This is a genomic window from Chelatococcus albus, from assembly GCF_030067675.1.
GTDB lineage: Bacteria > Pseudomonadota > Alphaproteobacteria > Rhizobiales > Beijerinckiaceae > Chelatococcus_A > Chelatococcus_A albus.
Window position 1 is genome coordinate 277,367 of record NZ_JASJEV010000003.1, and the last position, 23,623, is coordinate 300,989.

The 23,623-nt window shown below is 69.2% G+C and carries 16 protein-coding genes; 7 read left to right on the top strand and 9 right to left on the bottom strand.

The genetic code is table 11. The annotated features are described in order from the left end of the window. Positions 1 to 159 precede the first annotated feature (159 nt). From pabB to QNA08_RS06965, 3 genes are read left to right on the top strand one after another with little or no spacing between them, the layout of a single operon-like run. A complete protein-coding gene (gene pabB, locus QNA08_RS06955; protein ID WP_283739958.1) occupies positions 160 to 1,557 on the top strand; it encodes an aminodeoxychorismate synthase component I in 1,398 nt (465 codons plus the stop codon). Beyond that, a complete protein-coding gene (locus QNA08_RS06960) occupies positions 1,554 to 2,141 on the top strand; it encodes an anthranilate synthase component II (RefSeq protein WP_283739959.1) in 588 nt (195 codons plus the stop codon). The genes pabB and QNA08_RS06960 overlap by 4 nt, the downstream gene beginning before the upstream one ends. Next, positions 2,138 to 3,004 carry an aminotransferase class IV gene (locus QNA08_RS06965; RefSeq protein ID WP_283739960.1) on the top strand — a complete coding sequence of 289 codons (867 nt, stop codon included), beginning with the start codon at positions 2,138 to 2,140 and terminating at the stop codon, positions 3,002 to 3,004. The genes QNA08_RS06960 and QNA08_RS06965 overlap by 4 nt, the downstream gene beginning before the upstream one ends. 21 nt (positions 3,005 to 3,025) lie before the next feature. Here the strand turns inward: QNA08_RS06965 and mscL are convergent, their stop codons facing one another. Continuing rightward, on the bottom strand, positions 3,026 to 3,445 hold the full coding sequence (mscL, locus tag QNA08_RS06970) for a large conductance mechanosensitive channel protein MscL (RefSeq protein WP_283740091.1): 420 nt from the start codon (positions 3,443 to 3,445) through the stop codon (positions 3,026 to 3,028). A gap of 255 nt (positions 3,446 to 3,700) precedes the next feature. Here mscL and QNA08_RS06975 point away from each other — a divergent pair, with 255 nt between their 5' ends. Then, complete coding sequence (locus tag QNA08_RS06975; RefSeq protein ID WP_283739961.1) at positions 3,701 to 7,279, top strand: PAS domain-containing hybrid sensor histidine kinase/response regulator; 3,579 nt, start codon at positions 3,701 to 3,703, stop codon at positions 7,277 to 7,279. Between the two features lie 75 nt (positions 7,280 to 7,354). Here QNA08_RS06975 and QNA08_RS06980 read toward each other — a convergent pair whose 3' ends face one another. The 6 genes from QNA08_RS06980 to QNA08_RS07005 form a co-directional block, all read right to left on the bottom strand. After that, the gene (locus tag QNA08_RS06980; RefSeq protein ID WP_283739962.1) at positions 7,355 to 7,978 is read right to left on the bottom strand and encodes a 2-hydroxychromene-2-carboxylate isomerase; all 624 of its coding nucleotides are present in this window, start codon (positions 7,976 to 7,978) and stop codon (positions 7,355 to 7,357) included. A gap of 79 nt (positions 7,979 to 8,057) precedes the next feature. After that, positions 8,058 to 8,603 carry a thioesterase family protein gene (locus QNA08_RS06985; protein ID WP_283739963.1) on the bottom strand — a complete coding sequence of 182 codons (546 nt, stop codon included), beginning with the start codon at positions 8,601 to 8,603 and terminating at the stop codon, positions 8,058 to 8,060. Between the two features lie 120 nt (positions 8,604 to 8,723). Beyond that, complete coding sequence (locus QNA08_RS06990; RefSeq protein WP_283739964.1) at positions 8,724 to 10,946, bottom strand: 3-hydroxyacyl-CoA dehydrogenase NAD-binding domain-containing protein; 2,223 nt, start codon at positions 10,944 to 10,946, stop codon at positions 8,724 to 8,726. 12 nt (positions 10,947 to 10,958) lie between these two features. Beyond that, on the bottom strand, positions 10,959 to 12,167 hold the full coding sequence (locus QNA08_RS06995; protein ID WP_283739965.1) for an acetyl-CoA C-acetyltransferase: 1,209 nt from the start codon (positions 12,165 to 12,167) through the stop codon (positions 10,959 to 10,961). Positions 12,168 to 12,331: 164 nt separating this feature from the next. Further along, positions 12,332 to 14,134: an acyl-CoA dehydrogenase C-terminal domain-containing protein gene (locus tag QNA08_RS07000; protein ID WP_283739966.1), complete on the bottom strand. Its 1,803-nt coding sequence runs from the start codon at positions 14,132 to 14,134 to the stop codon at positions 12,332 to 12,334. Positions 14,135 to 14,395: 261 nt separating this feature from the next. Beyond that, the gene (locus QNA08_RS07005; protein WP_283739967.1) at positions 14,396 to 14,839 is read right to left on the bottom strand and encodes a MerR family transcriptional regulator; all 444 of its coding nucleotides are present in this window, start codon (positions 14,837 to 14,839) and stop codon (positions 14,396 to 14,398) included. 349 nt (positions 14,840 to 15,188) lie between these two features. Here QNA08_RS07005 and QNA08_RS07010 point away from each other — a divergent pair, with 349 nt between their 5' ends. The 3 genes from QNA08_RS07010 to QNA08_RS07020 all read left to right on the top strand — a co-directional run bounded on the left by QNA08_RS07010 (position 15,189) and on the right by QNA08_RS07020 (position 20,326). After that, on the top strand, positions 15,189 to 18,473 hold the full coding sequence (locus QNA08_RS07010; protein WP_283739968.1) for a hypothetical protein: 3,285 nt from the start codon (positions 15,189 to 15,191) through the stop codon (positions 18,471 to 18,473). A gap of 165 nt (positions 18,474 to 18,638) precedes the next feature. Then, positions 18,639 to 19,559, top strand: coding sequence for a sulfite exporter TauE/SafE family protein (locus QNA08_RS07015; RefSeq protein ID WP_283739969.1), 921 nt, complete (start codon positions 18,639 to 18,641; stop codon positions 19,557 to 19,559). Beyond that, entirely contained in the window at positions 19,559 to 20,326 is a 768-nt protein-coding gene (locus tag QNA08_RS07020; RefSeq protein ID WP_283739970.1) for a TIGR02186 family protein, read from the top strand. Before QNA08_RS07015 ends, QNA08_RS07020 begins: the two co-directional genes overlap by 1 nt. Positions 20,327 to 20,379: 53 nt before the next feature. Here QNA08_RS07020 and pdeM read toward each other — a convergent pair whose 3' ends face one another. Then, positions 20,380 to 21,093: a ligase-associated DNA damage response endonuclease PdeM gene (gene pdeM / locus QNA08_RS07025; RefSeq protein WP_283739971.1), complete on the bottom strand. Its 714-nt coding sequence runs from the start codon at positions 21,091 to 21,093 to the stop codon at positions 20,380 to 20,382. After that, on the bottom strand, positions 21,090 to 23,600 hold the full coding sequence (locus QNA08_RS07030) for a ligase-associated DNA damage response DEXH box helicase (protein ID WP_422679869.1): 2,511 nt from the start codon (positions 23,598 to 23,600) through the stop codon (positions 21,090 to 21,092). Before QNA08_RS07030 ends, pdeM begins: the two co-directional genes overlap by 4 nt. Between the last annotated feature and the right edge of the window lie 23 nt (positions 23,601 to 23,623).

Here is a 23,623-nt window from a genome sequence, read left to right on the forward strand (position 1 = left end):
CCCTTCCTGAACCCTTCTACCGCACGCCGGCATGCGTCATCATGAAATGTCCCGATAAATCGATGAAATGTGGTGGTGAATCGCGCTATCGGAGAACGTGTTTGGGACATCCGGGCCGGATACACCGATGGCGCCGGCCCGAGCAGCAGCCGACAGACGATGGACATACGCGATCTCGGACAACTCGACCCGATGGTGGCGCTGCGCCGCCTCGCCGGCCGGCCGCATGTCGTCTTCCTCGACAGCGCCATGCGGCACGAGGCGCTCGGCCGCTGGTCGTTCCTCGCCTGTGATCCCTTCGCGGTCTTCAGCGTCGAGGGCGGCCGCCCCTCCTGGAACGGAACGGCCCTCGACGAAAGTCCTCTAGCCGCGCTGCGCCGGCTGCTCGCCAAGCACCGCGCGCCGGGCAATCCGGACCTTCCGCCCTTCCAGGGCGGCGCGGCGGGCTATGTCGGCTATGATCTCGGGCATCGCCTCGAACCGCATCTGCCTCCCCCGACGGGTGGCGGCCTCGGCTGCCCCGAGGCCTTCCTCGGCTTCTACGACGTGGTCATCGCCTGGGATCATGTCGCAGGCCGCTGCCTCCTCCTCTCCACGGGACAGCCGGAGCGGGATCCCGCGCAGCGCCACCGCCGGGCCGGCGACAGGGCGGAGGAGGCCCTCGCGCGACTGCGCAGCCCGGAACCCGCGCGCCGGGCAGCCCGAACCGGCGCGCTCGACTGGCGCTCCAACTTCACATCCGTTTCCTATCGCAGCGCCGTCGAACGCGTCATCGCCGCCATCCTCGACGGCGACATCTTCCAGGCCAACATCGCCCAGCGCTTCTCCGCGATGCTGCCCGGGGGCTTCGATCCGCTCGCCTTCTACGAGCGCCTGCGCCACGTCAATCCGGCTCCCTTCGGCGCCTTCCTCCGCCTCGACGACGTCACCATCGCCTCGAGCTCGCCCGAGCGTTTCCTGGCCTGCCGGGACCGTCGCGTCGAGACGCGGCCGATCAAGGGGACCGCGCGCCGAGCGGCGGACCCCGCGGAGGATGCGGCGCGCGCCGCCGCGCTCATGGCGTCGGACAAGGATCGCGCCGAGAATGTCATGATCGTCGATCTCCTGCGCAACGACCTCTCCAAGGTCTGCCGCCCCGGCAGCATCGAGGTGCCGATCCTCTGTGGTCTCGAGAGCTACGCCTCCGTCCACCATCTCGTCTCGGTGGTCACCGGCACGCTCGCCGAGGGCGAGGACGCGGTGTCGCTCCTCGGCGCCTGCTTCCCCGGCGGCTCCATCACGGGTGCCCCGAAGATCCGTGCCATGGAGATCATCGCCGAAATCGAGCGGCTGCCGCGCGAGGTCTATTGCGGCGCCATCGGCTATATCGGCTTTGACGGCAGCATGGACACGAACATCGCCATCCGCACGGTGACCATGAAGGACGGGCAGGCGACCTTCCACGCCGGCGGCGGCGTGACCGCGCTCTCGCATCCCCAGGCTGAGTACGAGGAGACGCTCGCCAAGGCGCAACGCCTCTTCGCGGCCTTCGGCGCGGGGGAGCCCGACCTGCCATGATCGTCGTCATCGACAACTACGATTCCTTCGTCTTCACGGTGGCGCGCTATCTGCGCGAACTCGGCGCCGAAGCGCAGGTGATCCGCAATGACGCGATGGGCATCGACGATCTCCTGCGGCTCTCACCGGCGGCGATCGTGATTTCGCCGGGTCCGGGCACGCCGGACGACGCGGGCATCTCGACGGGCCTCGTGAGCCGCCTCACCGGCCGTCTGCCGATCCTCGGCATCTGCCTAGGCCATCAGTGCATCGGCGCAGCCTTCGGCGGCCGGGTCGTACGGGCCCGGCGGCCGTTGCACGGCCGGGCATCCGCGATCATGCACGGTGGCACGGACATCTTCGCCGGCCTGCCCTCGCCCCTGGAGGCCGGTCGTTACCATTCGCTCACCGTCGAGCTCGACGAGGACGACGACGGCCCTCTCGTGCCGACGGCCTGGTCCGACGAAGGGGAGATCATGGCGCTGCGCCATCGGGAGGCGCCGACCTTCGGCGTGCAGTTCCATCCGGAATCGATCCTGACCGTGCACGGCCATGCGCTCCTCGCCAATTTCCTTCGCTTCGCGCGGGACGGAGGCGCTCCGTGATCTGGCTGAACGGACGACTGCATCAGGGCACGACCGTGCCCTTCGACGTGACCGACCGCGGCCTCCTCCTCGCTGACGGCCTCTTCGAGACGATCGCCGTCTTCGGCGGCAGGCCCTTCCGCCTTGCCGACCATCTCGACCGGCTGCTGCGGGGGGCAGGCGTCATCGGCCTGCCGGTCGAGCCCGCGCGGCTCAACGAGGCGGTCGCCGCCCTCGCACCGCACGCGGCGGAAGGGCTCGGCGTCCTGCGCCTCACCGTAACTCGCGGCGCCGGGCCGCGCGGCCTCGCCGCGCCGGCACAGGCGCTGCCGACCGTGCTTGCGACCCTCGCCAGCTGGTCCCCGTCGCTCGTCATGCGGCCCGTCAGGCTCGCCACGAGCCGCATCAGGCGCAATGCCGCCTCTCCCAGCTCCCGGCTGAAGACGCTCGCCTATCTCGACAACGTGCTGGGGCTCGAGGAAGCCCGCCGCGCCGGGGCGGACGACGCCCTCTTCCTCGACACGGCGGGGCTCGTCGCCTGCGCGAGCGCCGCCAATATCTTCGCCCTCTTCGGCGGGCGGCTCGTGACGCCGCGCGTCGACGGCGCGGTTCTGCCCGGCATCACCCGCGCCGTCGTTCTCGCCACGGCTGCCGATCTCGGCCTCGACGCCGAGGAGTGTCCGCTCACGCCGGCTGAGCTCGCGGAGGCCGATGCCGTCTTCCTGACCAACAGCGCGCGGCTCGTCTGCCCGGTCACGGCCATCGACGGGCGCCAGATGCCGGCGGGCGATGCCGTCGCGCGCAAGGTTCTCGCACGCCTTGAGGCGCTCGTGCGGGACGAATGCGGCGTTGCGCTGCCGATCCCGGACTTGCCATGCGCCTGAGCGCCGCCGCCGGGAGCGGGCTCAGACGGGCCGCTTCGCCAGGAGGTCGCGGATCTCGGTGAGGAGCTTCACATCGGCCGGCGGCTCGGGGGACTTCGGCGCCTGCGCCTCCTTGCGCTTCAGGCGGTTCATCGCCTTGACGACGATGAAGAGCACCCAGGCGATGATCAGGAACTTGAGGGCGATGGTGATGAAATTGCCCCACGCGAGAACGGCGCCCTGCTTCTTCGCCTCGGCGAGCGACGTCGCGGTCACCTCCTTCGCCAGGGGTATGAAATAGTTGGAGAAGTCGAGGCCCCCCGTCACCGCACCGACGATGGGCATGATGATGTCGTCGACCATCGACGACACGATGCCGCCGAAGGCCGCACCGATGATCACGCCGATGGCGAGATCGACGACATTGCCCTTCAGGGCGAACTCCCTGAACTCCTGCATCATCGACATGGCTCGTCCCCCTCGCCTCCTTCGCCAGCTGGCCTCCGCCGGGCGACCCGACTGCAACCGGAACGGTAGTTCAGGACATTGGCATGTTGAAGCGCGCGGCAGCGCCGGAACTGCAGCCGGATACCGGTTTCGGCGGGCCGGTCGGGCTCATGGCCCCGGTGGGTGATATTGGCCTAAGCACCGATGGCGCGCCTCTCGCCGCCGCGGTAGGTTGTAGCAGCCAGTTGGTCGGGAGAGATCAGGCGGACCATGCTTGCGGGCTGGGCAGTTGTACTGTCGGCGCTCGTCTATCTGTGCGGGCTGTTCGCCGTCGCGCATTTGGGCGACACGTCCGGGCGGCGCTGGGTGAACGGGCGCCCGCGCGCCACGATCTACGCGCTCGCCCTCGCCGTCTACTGCACCTCCTGGACCTTCTTCGGCTCCGTCGGCCTCGCCGGGCGATCGGGCCTCGACTTCCTGACGATCTACATCGGCCCCATCCTCGTCATCGGTCTCGGCCATGCCTTCATCGGGCGCCTCGTGCGGCTCGCGAAGGCGCAGAACATCACCTCGATCGCCGATTTCGTCGCCGCGCGCTACGGCAAGAGCGACCGCGTGGCGGCGCTCGTCGCCATCATCGCCGTCATCGGCGCGCTGCCCTACATCGCCTTGCAGCTCAAGGCCGTGTCGTCCTCGCTCACGGTCTTCCTGACTGCCACCGAGGACGGCGCGCTCAGCCACACGGTGCCGATCTTCGGCGATCTGGCGCTGCTCGTGGCCGGTGTCCTCGCCGCCTTTGCCGTCGCCTTCGGCACGCGCCATATCGATGCCACCGAGCATCAGGACGGCCTCGTGCTCGCCATCGCGCTCGAGTCGGTCGTCAAGCTCGTCGCCTTCCTCGCCGTCGGGCTGTTCGTGACCTTCGTCATGTTCGACGGCGTCGACGACATCGTTGCGCGTGCAGCCGCGCGAACGGCCGGTCCCGGCATCCTCGACCGCACGTCCGACTGGCTGAGTCTGCTCACCCTGATCCTGCTCGCCGCCTGTGCCGGGCTGCTGCTGCCGCGGCAGTTCCACATGACCATCGTCGAGAACCGGGAGCCGGACGATGTGCGCCGCGCGGCATGGATGTTCCCGCTCTATCTCGTCCTCATCAATCTCTTCGTCATCCCGCTCGTTCTCGCTGGCGAAGCCACATTCCCGAACGGCGAGATCGACCGCGACATGACGGTGCTCGCCCTGCCGCTGCGGGACGGGGCGGGCTACGTGGCGCTTGCAGCCTTCATCGGCGGCCTGTCGGCGGCGACCGCCATGGTGATTGTCGATTCGGTCGCTCTCGCCATCATGATCTCGAACGACCTCGTCATGCCGGTCATCCTCAGGCGGCGCGGTCTTGCGGGTCGCCTCGGGGGACGTTGGCGCGCGCGCGATCACGAGGAACTCTCACCCCTCGGCGCAGATCTCGCCGGCGACCTCGGCGGATTCGTTCTCATGGTGCGCAGGGCGGCGATCGTCGCCGTGGTCCTCCTCGCCTATGTCTACTACCGGGCAGCGGGCGAAGCCGCGCTCGCCTCCATCGGCCTCCTCTCCTTTGCCGCCATCACGCAGGTTGCGCCCGCCTTCTTCGGCGGCCTCGTCTGGCGCCGCGGCACCGCCTCCGGCGCTGTCGCCGGCCTCGCCGCCGGCTTCGCCCTCTGGGTGTACACGCTGTTATTGCCGAGCCTCGTCCCGCACGAAGGCTTCTGGGGCGACGTGATGGCGCACGGGCCGTTCGGGATCGCCGCCCTGCGGCCCTCCGCCATCCTCGGAAGCGACCTGCCGCAACTCACCCACGGCGTACTGTGGAGCCTTGCGGTCAACGTCCTGGCCTATGTGGGCGTCTCGCTGATGCGCCCGGTCACCTCCATGGAACGCCTGCAGGCGAACGTGTTCGTCGCTCCCGAAGCGGCGCCCATGGCGCAGGCCCTGCGCCTCTGGCGTTCGGCCGTCACCGTCGATGACCTTCGCGCCACGGTGGCGCGCTATCTCGGCACGGAGCGCACCGAACGCTCCTTCGAGGGCTATGCGAAGGGGCGCGGCATGGCGCTCGAGGGGCATCGCGAGGCCGACATCCACATGCTGCGCTTTGCCGAGCACCTGCTCGCCTCGGCCATCGGCGCAGCCTCCTCGCGTCTCGTCCTGTCGCTCCTGCTGCGACGGCGCAACGTGTCGACCAAGGCCGCCCTGAAGCTGCTCGACGACGCCTCGGCCGCGATCCAGTACAGCCGCGACCTCCTGCAGCACGGGCTCGACCACGCCCGCCAGGGCATCACGGTGTGCGACAAGGATCTGCGCATCATGGCCTGGAACCAGGCCTTCAGCGACCTGTACGATCTGCCGCCCGATTTCGTGCGCGTCGGTCTCGGGCTCGACGAGGTGGTGCGTTTCAACGCCGAACGCGGGTCCTACGGCCCGGGGCAGGTAGACGATCACGTGGCGGCCCGGCTCGCGAGCTTCCTGCACGATACCGAGCCGGTGCGCCTGCGCCTCTACCCCTCCGGCAAGGTGATCGAGATCCGCACCAACCAGCTCCCGGACGGAGGCCTCGTCACGACCTACACCGATATCACGGAGGCCGTCGCGGCCGAGGAGGCGCTGGAAGCCGCCAACGAGACGCTGGAACGCCGCGTCCACGAGCGCACGGAGGAACTGATGCGGCTCAACGTCGAGCTCACCCGCGCCAAGGCCGAGGCCGAGGAGGCCAACGTCTCGAAGACCCGCTTCCTCGCTGCGGCGAGCCACGACATCCTGCAGCCCCTGAACGCGGCGCGGCTCTATGCCACTTCGCTCGTCGAGCGCGACCGGCAGGCCGGCGATGCGACACTCGCGGAAAACATCGATGCCTCGCTCGACGCTGTGGAGGAGATTCTCACCGCCCTCCTCGACATCTCGCGCCTCGACACCGGGGCGCTGAAAGCCGAATGGTCGAGCTTCCGCATCGACGACATCCTGCGCCAGCTCCAGCGCGAGTTCGAGCCCATGGCGCGCGAGAAAGGGCTCGATCTCGTCTTCGTGCCGTCCTCGCTCACGGTCCGCTCGGACCGGCGCCTTCTGCGCCGCCTGCTGCAGAACCTCGTGTCGAACGCCATCAAGTACACACCATCGGGAACCGTCCTGGTCGGCGGACGGCGCCGCAAGGGGAAGTTGCGACTGGAGGTGTGGGACACGGGCCTCGGCATACCGCCCTCGAAGCAGCGGCTCGTCTTCCGCGAGTTCCAGCGGCTCGAGCAGGGGGCGAAGGCTGCCCGCGGCCTCGGACTCGGCCTTTCCATCGTTGAGCGCATCGCCCGCGTGCTCGACCACAAGGTGACGTTGAAGTCCACGCCCGGCCGCGGGTCGGTCTTCGCGGTCGAAGTGCCCGTCGCGGCGCCCCTGCCGGCGATGGCGACGCGCGCGGAGGCGGTGCCGACGCCCGCGGCACCGCTCGCCGGGCTCGTGGTGCTCGCCATCGACAACGAGCCGGCGATCATCGAGGGCATGCGCGTGCTCCTCACCGGCTGGGGCTGCGAGGTGCTGACCGCAAGCGGCCTGAAGGAGGCGCAGCAGGCCCTGAAGCGCAGGCGCAGACGCCCGGACGTGCTGATCGCCGACTATCACCTGGACGAGGGCGACGGCATCGAGACGATCGTCGCCCTGCGCTGGAAGGTCGGCGGCGACCTGCCCGCCATCCTCCTCACCGCGGATCGCTCGCCGGCCGTCCGCGACCTCGCAGCCGACAAGGACATCCACGTTCTCAACAAGCCCGTGAAGCCGGCGGCCCTGCGCTCGCTGCTCGCACAATGGCGCGCGACGCGCATGGCGGCGGAATGACCCGCGCCACGATCGAGGCAGCGCCCGCGCCACCTTGCAGGGACGCGGCGAGAACGAGGCGCTGACCGCCCTGCCTCACACCAGCGGCGAGTATACCGCGCGGCCGCTCGTCAACATGTCGTCGAGGAGTTCCAGCCGGTCCTGCCCCCAAAAGATCTCGCCGTCCACCACATAGGACGGCGAGCCGAAGACATCGGCGGCAACGGCGTCCTTGAAATTCTGCTCGTAGAGCGCCTCGGTCGCGTCGCCCTTGGCTTCGAGCAGGAGTGGCGTCGGATCGAGATCGGCGTCGCGGGCGATGGCCGCGACCACGCCCTCGTCAGCGAGGTTGCGCTCCTTCTCCCAGACGGCCGCGAAGGCACGCCGCAGGAATGCATCCGGATCGAGGCCCGCGGCGACGATGGCGATGACGAAGCGGTCGACGAGATTGACGTCGAAGGGCCAGAATTTCGGCCTGAGGTGAAAGTTGAGCCCGCGCTTCTCGCGCCAGCGCTGCAGCTCGACGAAGCGATATTTCTGCCGCGCCGGATGGCGCTTGGGCAACGGCAGCCCGCCCGTCTCGGCAAAGACCTGGCCCAGAAAGACCGGCTTGTAGTTCACCTTCAGCCCGTGCCGGGCGACGATGTCCATGAACGGCCCATGACCGATATAGGCCCAGGGGCTCGCGAGGGAGAAATAATAGTCGACGGTTCGTGCCATGTTGCGCCGTTCGCGGTTGCCTCGGGCGCAGGATCGGCGAAGACGGCGGGAAAATCCACCGCCTGTGGATCACGCTTTCTCAAGCGGCCTGTTTCAGCGCCTTCTCGGCCTCGATGAAGGCCGCGACCTCCGGCGACGGCGACGGCGCTTCCACCGTGCGGCCCAGCGCCCCGAACAGACGCGCGACCGGCACGAAACCGCGTTCCCGGCGGTCATACAGGCCGCCCAGCACCAGCGCGATGGCAGCGAGCGTCTCCCCCGCACGCCCGCCGGCGAGCAGGCGATGCTCCATGACGAAGCGCGTGTCCGACCACCAGACGACCCTCGACTCCAGGCGGAAGCGCTGGAAAAGCCTCAGCTCGCGGCGGAATCGCACCTTGCTCGCCGAGAGCACCGGCATCCAGCGCTGCGCGCGCACCTGCCGCCACAGGCCCGAGCGCAGCAGGAAGTCGGCACGCCCCAGGTCCATGATCGTCAGATAGCGGCCGTTGTTCATGTGGCCGTTCGTGTCGAGATCATGGGGCCACACTCGAAAAAAGAGGCTCGACGCGCCGAAGGGCGCGTCGAGCCGAGGGCGCCAAGGAGCCGTGATGAGGAGCCAGAGGAGGCGCAGCCACAGGTTCACGGGTCACGAACCTCCGCAAGGCGACGGAAGCCACGGAATGGCGATCGAGCTCGCCGGGTCATTCCAGAGCGGGGTCCGTGGCCCCGCCCCGGATGAGCAAGCGTCAGGACGGTCCGCGGCTCAGGCCGCCTTCTTCGCCTCCGCGGCGGCGACCCTGGCCACCGCGTCGTAGAAGGTGGAGCCGTCGCGCGCCATGCGGTTCAGCAGGCGGTTCGGCTTGAAGCGATCGCCGTGTTTCTTCGCGAGCTTCTTGGCGAGCTCGACGAAGGCCGCAGCCCCCATGCCGTCGATGTAGGAGAGCGTGCCACCGGTGAAGGGCGCGAAGCCGAAGCCGAGGATCGAGCCCACGTCCGCCTCGCGCGGATCGGTGATCACCTTCTCCTCGACCGTGCGCGCCGCCTCGAGCGCCTGGGCAACGAGGAAACGCTGCTTCAACTCCTCCACATCGATCGCGTCAGGATCGAGCTTCCGCTCCTGCAGGGCCGCGAGACCCGGCCACAGGCGCTTCGGCCCGTTCTCGGGATAGTCGTAGAAGCCCTTCCGGTTCTTGCGGCCGAGGCGCCCCTCCTTCTCGACCATGGCGACGAGGAGCTTCTCCTGCGCCGGATCGATGGCCTCCGGTCCCACCTGCGCCTTCGTGGCCTTGAGGATCTTGAGCGCGAGATCGAGCGCCACCTCGTCGTTGAGCGACAGGGGGCCGACGGGCATGCCGGCCTGCCTTGCCACGTTCTCGACCATCGCCGGCGGCACGCCCTCCATCAGCATCAGGTGCCCCTCGCGCACGTAGGCCATGACGCAGCGGTTGGCATAGAAGCCGCGCGCGTCGTTGACGACGATCGGCGTCTTCTTGATGGCGCGCACATAGTCGAGCGCCACCGCGAGCGCCCGGTCGCCGGTCTTCTTGCCCTCGATGACCTCGACCAGCATCATCTTCTCGACCGGCGAGAAGAAGTGGATGCCGACGAACTGCTTGGGCCGCGCCGAGGACTGTGCGAGGCCCGAGATCGGCAGCGTCGAGGTGTTGGAGGCGAAGATGGCCCGCGGGCGGATCACCGCCTCGACCTTGGCGATGACCTCGGCCTTGACCTTCGGGTCCTCGAACACCGCCTCGATGACGAGGTCGCAGTCCTTGAGGTCGGCGTAGTCGGCGGTGGCCCTGATGCGCGCGAGAAGCGCGTCGCGGTCCGCCGTCTTGGCACGGCCCTTCATGATCTGGTCCGAGACGAGCTTGTGCGAATAGGCCTTGCCCTTCTCGGCAGCCTCCAGCGTCTGGTCGACGAGCACGACGTCCATGCCGGCGAGCGCCGTGACATAGGCGATGCCCGCGCCCATGAAGCCGGCGCCGACGACACCGACCTTGCGCAGCTTCGACGGCGGCACGTCGGCCGGGCGGCGGGCGCCCTTGTTCAGCTCCTGCATGGAGACGAAGAGCGTGCGGATCATCGCCGCCGCCTCCTTCGAGCGCAGGATCTTGGCGAAGTAGCGGCTCTCCACCGTGAGCGCCCGGTCCATGGGCAGCTGCAAGCCCTCGTAGACCGCTTGGAGGATCGCCTTCGCCGCCGGGTAGTTGTCATGCGTCTCGCGACGGTAGATGGCGTTGGCCGGCGGCCAGATCTGCATGCCGGCGGGCGAATAGACCTTGTTCGACGGCAGCTTGAAGCCCTGCACGTCCCAGGGGGCGATGCCCTTGCCGCCGCCGCGGATCCACTCCTTCGCCGTCTCCACGATCCTGTCGCGCGACGCGACCGCGTGGACGAGGCCCATGTTCTTGGCCATCAGCGGGCGGATCTGCTCGCCCTTGAAGAGCATCTGCAGCGCATCGCCCGTCTGCATCAGCCGCGCCACGCGTTGCGTGCCGCCCGCGCCGGGGAAGAGGCCCACCTTGATTTCCGGCAGGCCGACGCGCGTCGCGTCGACATCGGAGAGCACGCGGAAATGGCAGGCGAGCGCAAGCTCGAAGGCGCCGCCCAGGCAGACGCCGTGGATCGCCGCCGCAAACGGCTTGCCGCAGGTCTCGAGGCGACGGTAGAGCAGCGAGAGCTTGCGCGACTCCTCGAAGAAGAAGCGCATGGCCTCCTCTTCGCCCTTCGCCTTGACGAGGCGCTTGTACTCGGCCCCGAGGCCTTGCAGCATCGTCAGGTCGGCGCCGCCCGAAAACGCCTCCTTGCCGGAGGTGATGACGCAGCCCTTGATCGTCTCGTCGCCGGCGACCTTGTCGATGATCCGGCCGAGCTCATCCATCACCTCGGGAGTGATGACGTTCATCGAGCGTCCGGGGCTGTCCCAGGTGGCGAGCGCAATGCCGTCGGCGTCGGTTTCGAAGCGAAAATTCTTGAGGTTCATCGTTGCCTCCCGTCAGACCCGCTCGATGATCGTCGCCGTGCCCATGCCGGCGCCGATGCACAGCGTGACGAGGGCGGTCTGCTTGCCCGTGCGCTCGAGCTCGTCCAGCACCGTGCCGAGGATCATGGCACCCGTGGCGCCGAGGGGGTGACCCATGGCAATGGCGCCGCCGTTGACGTTGACCCTGTCGGGGTCGAGGTCGAAAGCCTGGTGGTAGCGCAGGACGACGGAGGCGAAGGCCTCGTTGATCTCGAAGAGGTCGATGTCCTTCACCGTCATGCCGGCACGCTTCAGCACCTTCTCCGTCACGTCGACCGGGCCGGTGAGCATCAGGGCCGGCTCCGAGCCGATGTTGGCGAAGGCGCGGATGCGGCCGCGCGGCTTGAGCCCCGCCGCTCTGCCGGCTCTCCTCGACCCGAGGAGCACGGCGGAGGCGCCGTCGACGATGCCCGACGAATTGCCGGCGTGGTGGACGTGATTGATGCTCTCGATCTCGGGATGGGCCTCCATGGCGACGGCGTCGAAGCCGCCCATCTCGCCGATCTGCACGAAGGAAGCCTTGAGCTGGCCGAGCGACTGCATGTCGGTCGAGGGCCGCATGTGTTCGTCCCGGTCAAGGAGCGTGATGCCGTTGACGTCCTTGACCGGCACCACGGAATTCCTGAAGTAGCCCTTCTCCCAGGCATTCGCCGCGCGCTTCTGGCTCTCCACCGCATAGGCGTCGACGTCGTCGCGGCTGAAGCCATACTTGGTGGCGATGAGATCGGCTGAAACGCCTTGCGGCATGAAGTAGGACTTGATGGCGATCTCCGGCTCCACCGGCCAGGCGCCTCCGGAAGCGCCGATGCCGACGCGGCTCATCGACTCGACGCCGCCGCCCACCACCATGTCGTGCTGGCCGGCCATGATCTGAGCCGCGGCGAAATTCACCGCATCGAGGCCCGAGGCGCAGAAGCGATTGATCTGCACGCCGGGCACGTGATGGCCGTAGTCGGCGTTGAGCGCCGCCGCGCGGGCGATGTCGCCCCCGGCCTCGCCGACGGGATCGACACAGCCGAGCACGACATCGTCGACGAGCTTCGTATCGAGGCCGTTGCGGTCGCGCAGGGCGCGCAGTGCGTGCGTCGCCAGCTGCAGCGATGTCACCTCGTGCAGGGCACCGTCCGGCTTGCCGCGGCCGCGTGGGGTACGCACATGATCGAAGATGTAGGCGTCGGGCATCAGAGCCTCCCTCTCGTCCCGGCCCGCGTTCAACGGAGGCCGGAAATCCGGAACCGAATGTGGTTCGGCCGCATCTCGATTGCCCGGTGGCGTCGGTTCGGCAGCCCGGGCCCGGCCTTTCGCCGCTCCGGGACGCCCGTCCCGGAGCGGCGTCGATGCATCGTTCAGAACATCTCCGCCGGCATCGCCATCATCGTGTCGGCGCCGGTGGAGATGCGCGCGAGATGCGCGCCCGTTTCGGGCAGCATCCGCTCCATGAAGAAGCGCGCAGTGAGGAGCTTCGCATCCATCCGGGCCGCTTCGCCGTTCATGTGGGCGCCGTCAGCCTTCTTGGCGAGCGCCACCTTGGCCATCCTGGCCCACATGTAGCCGAGCGCCACGAGACCGAAGAGATGCATGTAGTCGTGCGAGCCGGCGCCCGCGTTGTCGGGCTTGGCCATCGCATTCTGCATGAACCACATGGTGGCCTGCTGCAGGTGGCCGAGCGCCACCTCGAGCGGCCTGACGAAGGGTTTCATCGCGTCGTCGCCGGCGTTCTCGGCCACGAACGTGCCGAGCTCGTTGAAGAAGGCCATGACGGCGCGGCCGCCGTCGCGCGGCAGCTTGCGGCCGACGAGGTCGAGCGCCTGGATGCCGTTGGCGCCTTCATAGATCATGGCGATGCGCGCATCGCGCACGAACTGCTCCATGCCCCATTCGGCGATGTAGCCGTGGCCGCCGTATATCTGCTGGGCCTTCACCGCATTGTCGAAGCCGACATCGGTGAGCACGCCCTTCAGCACGGGCGTGAGGAGGCCCATGTGGTCGTCCGCCGCTTGACGGTCGCCCTGGTTGTCCGAGCGGTGCGCGACGTCCGCCTTGAGGGCGGTCCACAGCACCAGGGCACGCGCGGCCTCGTTGAAAGCCTTGATGGCCATCAGGTTACGCCGCACGTCCGGGTGGACGAGGATGGGATCGGCGGGCTTCTCGGGGCTCTTCGGCCCGGTCAGGGACCGGCCCTGGAGTCGCTCCTTCGCATAGGCGACCGCGTTCTGGTAGGCGACTTCCGACTGCGACAGCCCCTGGATCGCCACGCCGAGCCGCGCCTCGTTCATCATCACGAACATGGCGTTGAGGCCCTTGTTCTCGGCACCGACGAGCCAGCCCCGCGCGCCGTCGTAGTTCATGACGCAGGTCGCGTTGCCGTGGATACCCATCTTGTGCTCGATGGAGCCGCAGGCAACGCCGTTGCGCGCGCCGAGCGACCCGTCCGGGTTCACCAGGAACTTCGGCACCACGAAGAGGGATATGCCCTTCACCCCCTCCGGCGCCCCCTCGATGCGCGCGAGCACGAGATGCACGATGTTCTCGGTCAGGTCGTGCTCACCGGCGGAGATGAAGATCTTCGTGCCGGAGATGGCATAGGAGCCGTCGCCGTTCGGCACGGCTTTCGTCTTGATGAGGCCGAGGTCAGTGCCGCAGTGCGGCTCCGTCAGGTTCATGGTGCCGGACCAGCTGCCCTCGATCATCTTGGGCAGATACGTCTTCTTCTGCTCCTCCGAGCCGTGAACGAGGAGGGCCGCGATCGCCCCCATCGTCAGGCCCGGATACATGGAGAAGGCCATGTTCGCGGAAGAGGCGAATTCGTTCATCACCGCGCCGAGCGTGTAGGGCAGGCCCTGGCCGCCGTATTCGGGATCGGCGGAAAGGCCGATCCACCCGCCCTGCGCGAAGGCATCATAGGCCGCCTTGAAGCCCTTCGGCGTCGTCACGCGGCCGTCGTCGTGACGCCGGCAGCCTTCGAGGTCGCCCACCCGGTTGAGCGGCTGCAGCACCTCCTCGCACAGCTTGGCCCCCTCGCCCAGAATGGCCGCGAGCGTGTCTGGCGTTGCGTCGGCGAAGCCGGGGAGGTTGTTGTAACGCTCGATGTTGAAGACGTCGTTGAGGAGGAACAGGACATCTTCGACGGGGGCCTTGTAGGTCGGCATGGCGACGCCTCTCCCTAGTGTCGCGGAACAGCGGCCGCACGGGGCATCTCGGGCGCCCTCGTCGTCGCATGATAGTTCACATATAAACCATCTTCCCGCATTTCGAAAGGGGGGAAGCGAGAAATCGCCTTCCCGCACATCATCCTCGCATGGATGCGCGCAAAGGGCGGAGAAAAAAGGGCCGGCGCCACGATGCGCCGGCCCTCGAACGGCCTGTGCGGATGTTCTTGAGAGGAACCCGGCCGCGGGTCGGAAAGCCGATCAGCCCTTGACGATCTTGGTCTGCATGCGCGCGCGCGTCGCCTTGAGCTCGGCGATCGCCTGCTCGATCTCGGACTTCTGGGCCTCGAGATGCGCGATCTGTTCGTTGACCTGGTCGACGGACAGATTGAGTTCGGCGGACGCGGGAGCGCCGCCGTCACCGGCGAGCATCGTGCCGATCTCGCCGAGCGTGAAGCCCAGTTGCTTGCCCTTCAGGATCATGGCAAGCCGCGCCCGATCACGTCCGTCATAGAGGCGCGCAGTGCCCTTGCGCGTCGGAGCGAGCAGGCCACGGTCCTCGTAGAAGCGCAAGGTCCGCAGCGTCACGCCAAATTCACGGGCGAGGTCACCGATCGTGTAGATGCGGCCGGCGGCATCGGCGGATGTTGCGAGCGACGTTGCGGCCGTCAAGGCCGCGGCTGCGGACGATTGGGGCTTCGACATCGGTTCGGTCCAACTCCTGGCGAATGGGGGCTGCGCCCGGCAGGCAAGCGAGCGCTGGAGGTTGACGTAACTGGAGGGCTTGCGCGCAGTTGCGCAGTAAAGTCGCCTCTAGCGCGGGTTACTTACCGTAAGGCCAGAGGGTTATGCGCCCCGGCGAGCGGCGCCCCCGTTAACGGAAAGGCCAGCATTCTTAACGGCTTGTTTACCATGGCTGCGAAAAGGTGCCGTTGCGGCGGGACCCACGGACTGCGTTGACCGATTCTTCAGCATCTCGTGGTCGCGCCGCAGCCGGCGTGATCGGACACGATCGTCGCCGCAACCGGCAACCCCGTGCAGGAAGAGCGCGGCGATGACACAGAATGCGCCACAGAACGCGCCTTGGAGCGTCAAGGGCATCGATCCGGAAGCACGCGACGCGGCCAAGGAAGCCGCGCGCCGCGCCGGAATGACGCTCGGCGAGTGGCTCAACGGGGTCATCGCGGGGCAGGCGGGTCAGGACATCGCCTCCCGCCCGCCGCTCGCCCGGCCGAAGGCGCAACGGCGCGCAGCGGTCGACCACGAAGCCCACGATCGCGTGGCCGATCGGCTCGCCCGCCGCCCCCGGGACATCGGCGACACGGCCCTCGATCTCCTCGACCTGCGCCGCCCGCTCGACGACGACCGCCTGAATGGCTCCGCATCCTCCGAGGCCCTCGCGACCATCGCCCGGTGGATGGGAGAAGCTCAGGCGCGCCTCGATGCCGCCACCCGCCTCTCGTCGGAGCGACAGGAACAGACTGCCGCTGCGATCGGCGACGCGCTTACGCTCGTCACTCGCCGCCTCGACGATATCGAGCGCCGGCTGGAAAAGGGTCACCGCGCCGCCATCGACCCCTTGCGGCATACGGTCGAGCAGATCGAGGCGCGCCTGGAGCGCCTGACGGAAACACCGACTGTCGCGCCGGAGACCGCTCCCGTCGAGGAGACGTTGCGCGTGCTCGAGGATCGCCTCGCCGCCATGGTGCAGCGCATGAGCGAGGAGCACCGGACGTCGCCCGGCGGGAAGGCGCGGGACAGCCTCGCCGAACCCTCAGCCGAGCGAGCCGCCGGCCGGTCGACGCCCCGCCCCCCAGTGGCCGCGCAGCCGGCAGAAGACGAGACGGGGGCCTCGCCCTCGGCCGGATCGCGGCCGGTGCCCCAGGACAGGCTTTCGGCGGCGATCGCCGAGATCAGGGGGCGGCAGCTCGACCTCGAGCGCGGTGCCACGCTCGGCGAGCGCTTCGCGGCCATAAGCCGTCGCCTCGCCCCGGCGCCTCAGCCGGTCACCCGGCCGGCGGAGGCGGCGCCGAACGCCACGGGCGGGGCAACGACGGCAAACGCCCCGACCGTCGATCCGTCCGCAGCCAAGGCGGACGAGAAGACCGACGCAGCCTGCCGCCCGGATCGCGACGAGGCACCGGCGACGGCGCTCCGAGCCGAATCCTTGGCCCCGCCGGAACTCGGCACCATCCCGGGCGACATCGCCGACCGGCTCGAAGCCCTCTCGCGCAAGATCGAGCAGGCGCTCAGGCCGATCGTCGAGGCGCCCTTCGACCAGATGCTGCAGCGGCTCGACCGGATCGACGCTCACGTCCAGTCGGGTCCCGATGCGGCCGATATCGAGCGCCTCGAGGATCTGATCCGCTCGCTCGCCGAGCGCATCGAAACCGTCCGTGCGCCGGGGAGCGACGCGAGCGCGCTCGATGCGCTCGAGCGTCAGATCGCGCATCTCGCCGCCCGCATCGACGAGCTCGCCGGAGCCCGCGAAGGCGGCCCTGGAATCGGCAAGACCCTCGGAACCCTCGAACGTACGATGGGCGACATCGTGGGGCACCTGGAGGCCCTGCACCGCGGTACGGCCGCGGCAATCGAGCAGGCGGCGCAGGCTGCGGTCGCCGACACCCTCGCCGGGCTGCCGCACGGCGACCCGGCGCGCATCGCCGAGATCGACGCACTCCAGCGCGACTTCGGGGAGCTGCGGGCCGCGCAGGATGCTGCCGACCGGCGCACGCAGGACACCCTCGAAGCCGTGCACGACACTCTGGAGCGCGTCGTCGAGCGCCTCGCCCTGCTCGAGGAGGACATGGCGGGCAAGCGCAGGCCGCCTGCAGACGGCCTGGCCCCGCAACGCGACGACGCCCCGCGCGCCTCGATCGGGCGGGCAAGCCTCGCGCCCCTGACGGCGGCCGACCGCCCGGCTCCCGACAGCGCTGCCCTCATGGATCACGATGTGCCCCTCGAGCCGGGTTCGGGCCGTCCCCTGCCCGCCCCGGCACTGGCCGGAGCGAGCGTCGGCCCCCCCGATCCGCACAAGCTGAAGGCGAGCTTCATCGCCGCTGCACGCCGGGCGGCACAGGCGGCGGTCGCCGAGACCAGCGCTGCCAAGGCGAAGGGCAGGGCCAGCGAGCCCCTGTCCGACGACCGAGGGGCGGGCCGCAAGGGCGCTTCGCCGATGGAGCGGTTGAAGAACCAGCTCGGCGCCAAGCGCAAGCCGCTCCTCCTGGGCCTTGCGGCCATCGTCCTCGCCGTCGGCGCGGCGCAAATCGTGACCGAGTTCCTCGGCCGCGGCCAGGATCGACCGGCCGCGCGCAGCTCCGTCCAGTCGCGCGACGTCACCGGCGAGGCGCCGGAGGGCGCCCCTCGTCAAGGCTCGCCGAAGCCGGCTGCGACAGAGGCAGGGCGGGCCGGGCCGGCCTCGGCCGCGGTTCCTCCTCCCAACCCGTTCGCCGCTCCCGACGGGCCGGCGATCACGGGCTCGATCAAGGTCGCGCCGGAGCGGGGAGCGACGCCCGCGCCCGCCCCCCTGCCAGACGCCGCGCAGACGGTCACCGAGACGGACAGCGGATCAAGTGCGATCGGGCCGAAGCTCGGTCCGATCCCCGACATGCCGGCCTTTGCCGAACTGCCGGCCAATGTCGGATCGGCCGGCCTTCGACGTGCCGTTCTCGCGGGGGATCCCGCCGCCGTCTATGAGCTCGCCTCGCGCCTCGCCGAGGGACGCGGCATGCCGCGCGATCTCGCGCTGGCTGCGAAGCTCTTCGAAAAGGCGGCCGCCCACGGGCTCGCGCCTGCGCAATACCGCATCGCCAGTCAGTACGAGAAGGGGCTTGGCGTGGCGCGCGATCCGCGCATGGCCCGGGACTGGTACGAGCGCGCCGCGCAGGCCGGAAACATCAAGGCCATGCACAATCTGGCCGTGTTGCTGGCCGAGGGCGTCAACGGCAAGCCGGACTATGCTGCCGCCATCGGCTGGTTCCGCAAGGCTGCGGAACACGGCGTCCGTGACAGCCAGTACAATCTCGCGATCCTGCTCGCGCGCGGGCTCGGGACGCAGCAGAACCTCGTCGAGTCCCACATGTGGTTCGCCCTGGTGGCGGCGCTCGGGGACGAGGATGCCGGCCGCAAGCGCGACGAGGTCGCCAGCCGCCTCAAGCCGGCCGAGCTCGCGGCTGCAAAGGCGGCGGCGGACCAATGGCGCCCCAGGACGCCGACAGCGGCTGCCAATGACGTGCAGGCGCCGGAGGCCGGCTGGGACAAGACGCCCTCCGTGCCGGCGAAGACGAGCGCGGGGGAGACCAGCCCGCGCGAAAAGGGGGCGAAGAAGGCGCGCGGATAAGCCGATCGGACGCCGCCTGCCGCCCGCACCGCGACGCAGCCGCCGGCCGGCCGGCCGATTCCGACGCGGGTTGACCGTTAAGCAAGCCGAAGGCTTGATCAGGCAAGATGATCCAGGCCATCCGCGCGAGCGGGGGGTCGTTTACGCTCGTCCGGGAAGCGTGGCGTGCAGCTCTATCTCCCCATCGCGGAAATGCCCGTGAACATGTTCCTGCTGCTTGCCATGGGGGCGGCGGTGGGCTTCATCTCGGGAATGTTCGGCGTGGGCGGCGGCTTTCTCATGACCCCGCTCCTCATCTTCGTCGGTATCCCGCCGGCGATCGCGGTGGCGACCCAGACGGCGCAGATCACGGCCTCTTCCGTCACCGGCGCGCTCGGCTACTGGCGACGGCGGGCGCTCGATCTCAAGCTCGGCGGGGTGCTCGTCGCAGGCGGCTTCCTCGGCACATTGCTCGGTGTCCTGTTCTTCAATTCGATGCGCCGCATGGGGCAGCTCGATTTCGTCATCGTCGTGTCCTACGTGACGCTCTTCGGCGTCATCGGTACGCTGATGCTCGTCGAAAGCCTCAATGCGCTATGGGCTGCCCGCAAGGGCACACCCCGCCTGCTGCGCAAGCCGGGCGAGCATGCCTGGTACCTCGGCCTGCCGCTGAGGATGCGCTTCCACCGCTCGAAGCTTTACGGCAGCGTCATCCCGATCATGCTGCTCGCCGTGCTCATCGCTTTTGCCGGCGCCGTGCTCGGCATCGGCGGCGGCTTCATCCTCGTGCCCGCGCTCATCTATCTCTTCCGCATCCCCGCCGCCGTGGTCGTTGGCACCTCGCTCTTCCAGATCCTGTTCACGATGCTGGCCGCGACGCTCCTGCATGCCGTCACCAATCAGTCCGTGGACGTCGTGCTCGCGATCCTGCTCATCGTAGGCGGCGTCATGGGCGCCCAGTTCGGCGCGCGCGCGGGCCAGAAGCTCAAGGGCGAGTCCTTCCGCCTTCTGCTTGCCATCCTCGTGCTCGGGGTGGGCCTGCGCTTTGCCATCGAGATCGTCGTCCGGCCCGACGAGCCGTTCTCGGTGGTGCAGGAGGGCAGCTGATGCCCCGCGGCGTCCTCGCCCTCCTGCTCCTCCTCGCCGGTGTCGCCGGTGTCGCCGGTGTCCGCGCCGAGACACTCGTCGCCTCGCTGTCGACCCACCGCGTCGCGATCACATCGAATTACACGGGCGCCGAGATCGTCGTCTTCGGCGCCGTCGAGCGCGATCAGCAGACGGTCGCCCGTGCCGCCGGCTATGACATCGTGGTCACCGTCCGCGGTCCCCGCCGCATGACGGTCGTGCGCGAAAAGGAGAAGGCCGGCTTCATCTGGCTGAACATCTCGCGCCGCCGCTTTCCGGAGCTGCCCGTCTATCTCGTCGTACAGTCGACCCGTCCGACCGAGGACATTGCCGACGAGATGCAGCGCCTGCGCTTCAAGATCGGCCTCGATGCCATCCTCGCCGACCCCGCGCGCCGGAACGAACCGAGCGAGGTCAAGTTCCGCGATGCCCTGGTGCGCCTCAAGACCGAACAGGGGCTCTTCGCCGAGAACAGCCGCGGCGTCACCTTCCTGACGCCGACGATCTTCCGCGCTCCGATCATCCTGCCGGCGATCGCGCCGACCGGAAACTACGAGGTGGAGGTGGCGCTGTTCTCCGACGGAGTGCTGCTCACGCGCCAGAGCACGAGCTTCGAGGTGATCAAGACCGGCTTCGAACAGACGACCGTCGAACTCTCCCGCGATCATTCCCTGCTCTACGGCGCGAGCGTCGGCGTCCTCGCCCTTCTCTTCGGCTGGCTCGCCACGATCATTTTCCGGCGCGACTAGCGCGCCGTCCCGAAGGGCGGAAGCCGGCGCGCCCGACCTGCCGGCAGCCGGCCTCAGTCCGGCACGAGCAGCGGCCCGGCGATCGAGTAGAGGCGCTCCTCGCCCAGGAGATGCGCCGTCAGCCCATCCGGGAACAGGGGCTGAAAGGCGCCATGGCGCACGTTGAGCCCGCCGGCATAGGCGCCGAGCGCCGGCAGGACGCACCGGCGCTCGCTTGCCACGAAACAGCGGCGCCGCACCGCGCGCCCACGCAGGCGCACCTTGGCGACGGGATGCAGATGTGCCGCCACCTCCGGCGCCTCCGTGCCGCCCGGCTCGTGGCGGAAGGTCACGCCGCCGAGGACGAGCGTCTCCGCCACTGTGCCGCCCGCGCCCGGAGGAACGGCCGGATCGTGGTTGCCCGTCACCCAGACCCAGTCGCGCCCCCGCTGCAGATCCGCGATCGCGGCGCGATCATCGACGTCGAGCCGTCCGTGCGCGTCTCCATCGTGAAAGCTGTCGCCAAGCGCAAGGACGGCATGCGGCGCATAGCGGGCGACGAGGCGGGCGAGGCGCTGCAGCGTGGTGCGGGTATCGTAGGGGGGCAGCAGGACACCACGGCGCGCATATGACGAGCCCTTTTCGAGATGCAGGTCGGCGACGACGAGCAGGCGGTCTGCCTCGCGGAAGAGGGCGCCGGCCGGGTCGGCGATGAACGCCGCCCCGCCGAGCGTGAGCACCGTCGGCGCACGCATGCCCACCGCGGCCTTGCCCTCCACGAGGCTCATGCCAGCGCCTCCTCGATCATCAGTGCCTCGGCCTCAGCCAGGATGGCCTCCGACGCTTCGCCGTAAACCGTCTCGCGCCCGATCTCCAGCATGACGGCGACGGACAGCGGCGAAAGATGGTCGAGCGACTGGTGCACGATATGCCCGCGAATGCGCGACAGCATGTCCGTCAGCCGCTTCAGGTCGAGAAGGCCGGTCGCCGCATCTGCCCGCGCCGCGCGCAGAAGGAGATGGTCCGGCTCGTGCCGGCGCAGCACGTCGTAGACGAGATCGGTGGACATGGTGACTTGCCGCCCGGTCTTCTCCTGGCCCGGAAAGCGTCGCTCGATGAGCCCGGCGATGATGGCGCAGTGGCGGAAGGTGCGCTTCATCAGGGCCGATTCGTGCAGCCATTCCTCCAGATCGTCGCCGAGCATGTCCTCGCAGAACAGGTCCGCCATACGGAGCCGCCCGCTGGCCACGGCGGCGCCGATGTCGGCGAGGCCCCAGACAGCGAGGCCGTAGTCGTTGCAGACGAAGCCGAGCGGCCGCAGCCGCGCGCGTTCCAGCCGGCGGGTCAGCAGCATGCCGAGCGTCTGGTGGGCGAGCCGCCCCTCGAAGGGATAGGCGACGAGATAGTACCTGCCCGCCCGCGGGAAGGTCTCGACGAGCAGATCCCGCCGGCCCGGCAGCCGCGACCTGCGCCGCTGAGCCTCGAGCCATGAGGCCACCTGCTCGGGCAGGCGGTGCCAGTCGTCGGGCGCGGCGATCATCCGGCGCACGCGCTCCGCGAGGAAGGTCGAGAGCGGGAACTTGCCCCCGGCGTAGGAGGGAATCTTCGGATCGGTGCCGGCACTCGTGCGCGAGGCGACGACCTCGTTCTCGACGATGCCCGCGAAGCGCAGCACCTCGCCGGCGAAGACGAAGGTGTCGCCCGGGCTCATGGTCTCGGCGAAATATTCTTCAATCTCACCGACGATGCGGCCGCCGCGCAGGATCGTCCCGGGCATGCCCGGCGCCCGCCGACGCGGCTTAGCAATGCGCACCTTCAGCATTGGCTCCTCGACGATGGTGCCGACGTTGAGGCGGTATTGCTGGGCGACACGCGGATTGGCGACGCGCCACAGGCCATCCTTGCCATGCACGATCTTGGCGAAGCGCTCATAGGCCGTGAGCGCGTAACCGCCGGTCGCGACGAACTGCAGGACGGTGTCGAAATCGGCGCGTGACAGGCCCGCATAGGGCGCTGCGGTCACGACCTCGGCATGAAGGGCATCGGCGGCGAAAGGCTCGGCGCAGGCGACGCCGAGCACATGCTGGGCGAGCACGTCGAGGGCGCCCGCGCGCGCGTCCGGCGTGTCCTGCGCCGCTGCGGCCACGGCGTCGAGCGCGGCGCGGCATTCCAGGATCTCGAAGCGGTTGGCCGGCACGAGGAAGGCCTTGGACGGCTCGTCGAGGCGGTGGTTGGCGCGCCCGATGCGCTGCATCAGCCGGCTCGCCCCCTTGGGCGCACCCACGTTGACGACGAGATCGACGTCGCCCCAGTCGATACCGAGATCGAGCGTCGAGGTGCAGACCACGGCCTTGAGCCGCCCCTCCGCCATCGCCGCCTCGACCTTGCGGCGCTGTCCGGCGTCGAGCGAGCCATGGTGGAGCGCGATGGCGAGACCGTCGTCGTTACGCCGCCAGAGTTCCTGGAAGACGAACTCCGCCTGCATGCGCGTGTTGACGAAGACGAGCGTCAGGCGATGCGCCCTGATGGCGGCATAGATCTCGCCCATGGCATGCAGCGCGGTATGGCCGGCGAGGGGCAGCACCGCCGCCGTCTCGAGGATCCGCATGTCGGGCCGCGCACCGCCTGCGGCCGCCACGACCTCGGCCCCCGGCGCCAGATAGCGGGCGAGCACCTCGGGCTCGCGCACCGTCGCCGAGAGGCCGACCGCAGTCAGGCCCGGCGCCAGCGCCCTGAGACGTGCGAGGCCCAGCGCCAGGAGATCGCCGCGCTTCGAGGTGACGAGAGCGTGCAATTCGTCCAGCACGACGCGGCGCAGGCCACAGAAGAGCTCGCGCGCGCTCCGGTGGGCGAGCATGAGCGCGAGCTGCTCGGGCGTCGTCAGCAGGATGTCCGGCGGACGCACCATCTGGCGCGCCCGCTTGTGGGCACTCGTGTCGCCGGTGCGCGTCTCGATGCGGATGGGAAGCCCCATCTCGGCGACGGGCACCTCGAGGTTGCGGGCGATATCGACAGCAAGCGCCTTCAGGGGCGAGATGTAGAGCGTGTGAAGCCGGAGGGCAGGCTCCTCCCGCTCTTCCCCATCCCGCTCCGCCAGTTCGACCAGGCTCGGCAGGAAGCCGGCGAGTGTCTTGCCGGCGCCGGTGGGCGCGACGAGGAGGGTGGAACGGCCGGCGCGCGCCTTTTCCAGGAGCACGAGCTGGTGGGCGCGCGGGCTCCAGCCGCGCAAGGCGAACCAGGCGGCGAATCGGGCAGGCAGCACCCCGGCTGCCGTCGGGAGAGAGCGGTCCGACACGCACCAGAGGTAGCGCCGTCAGG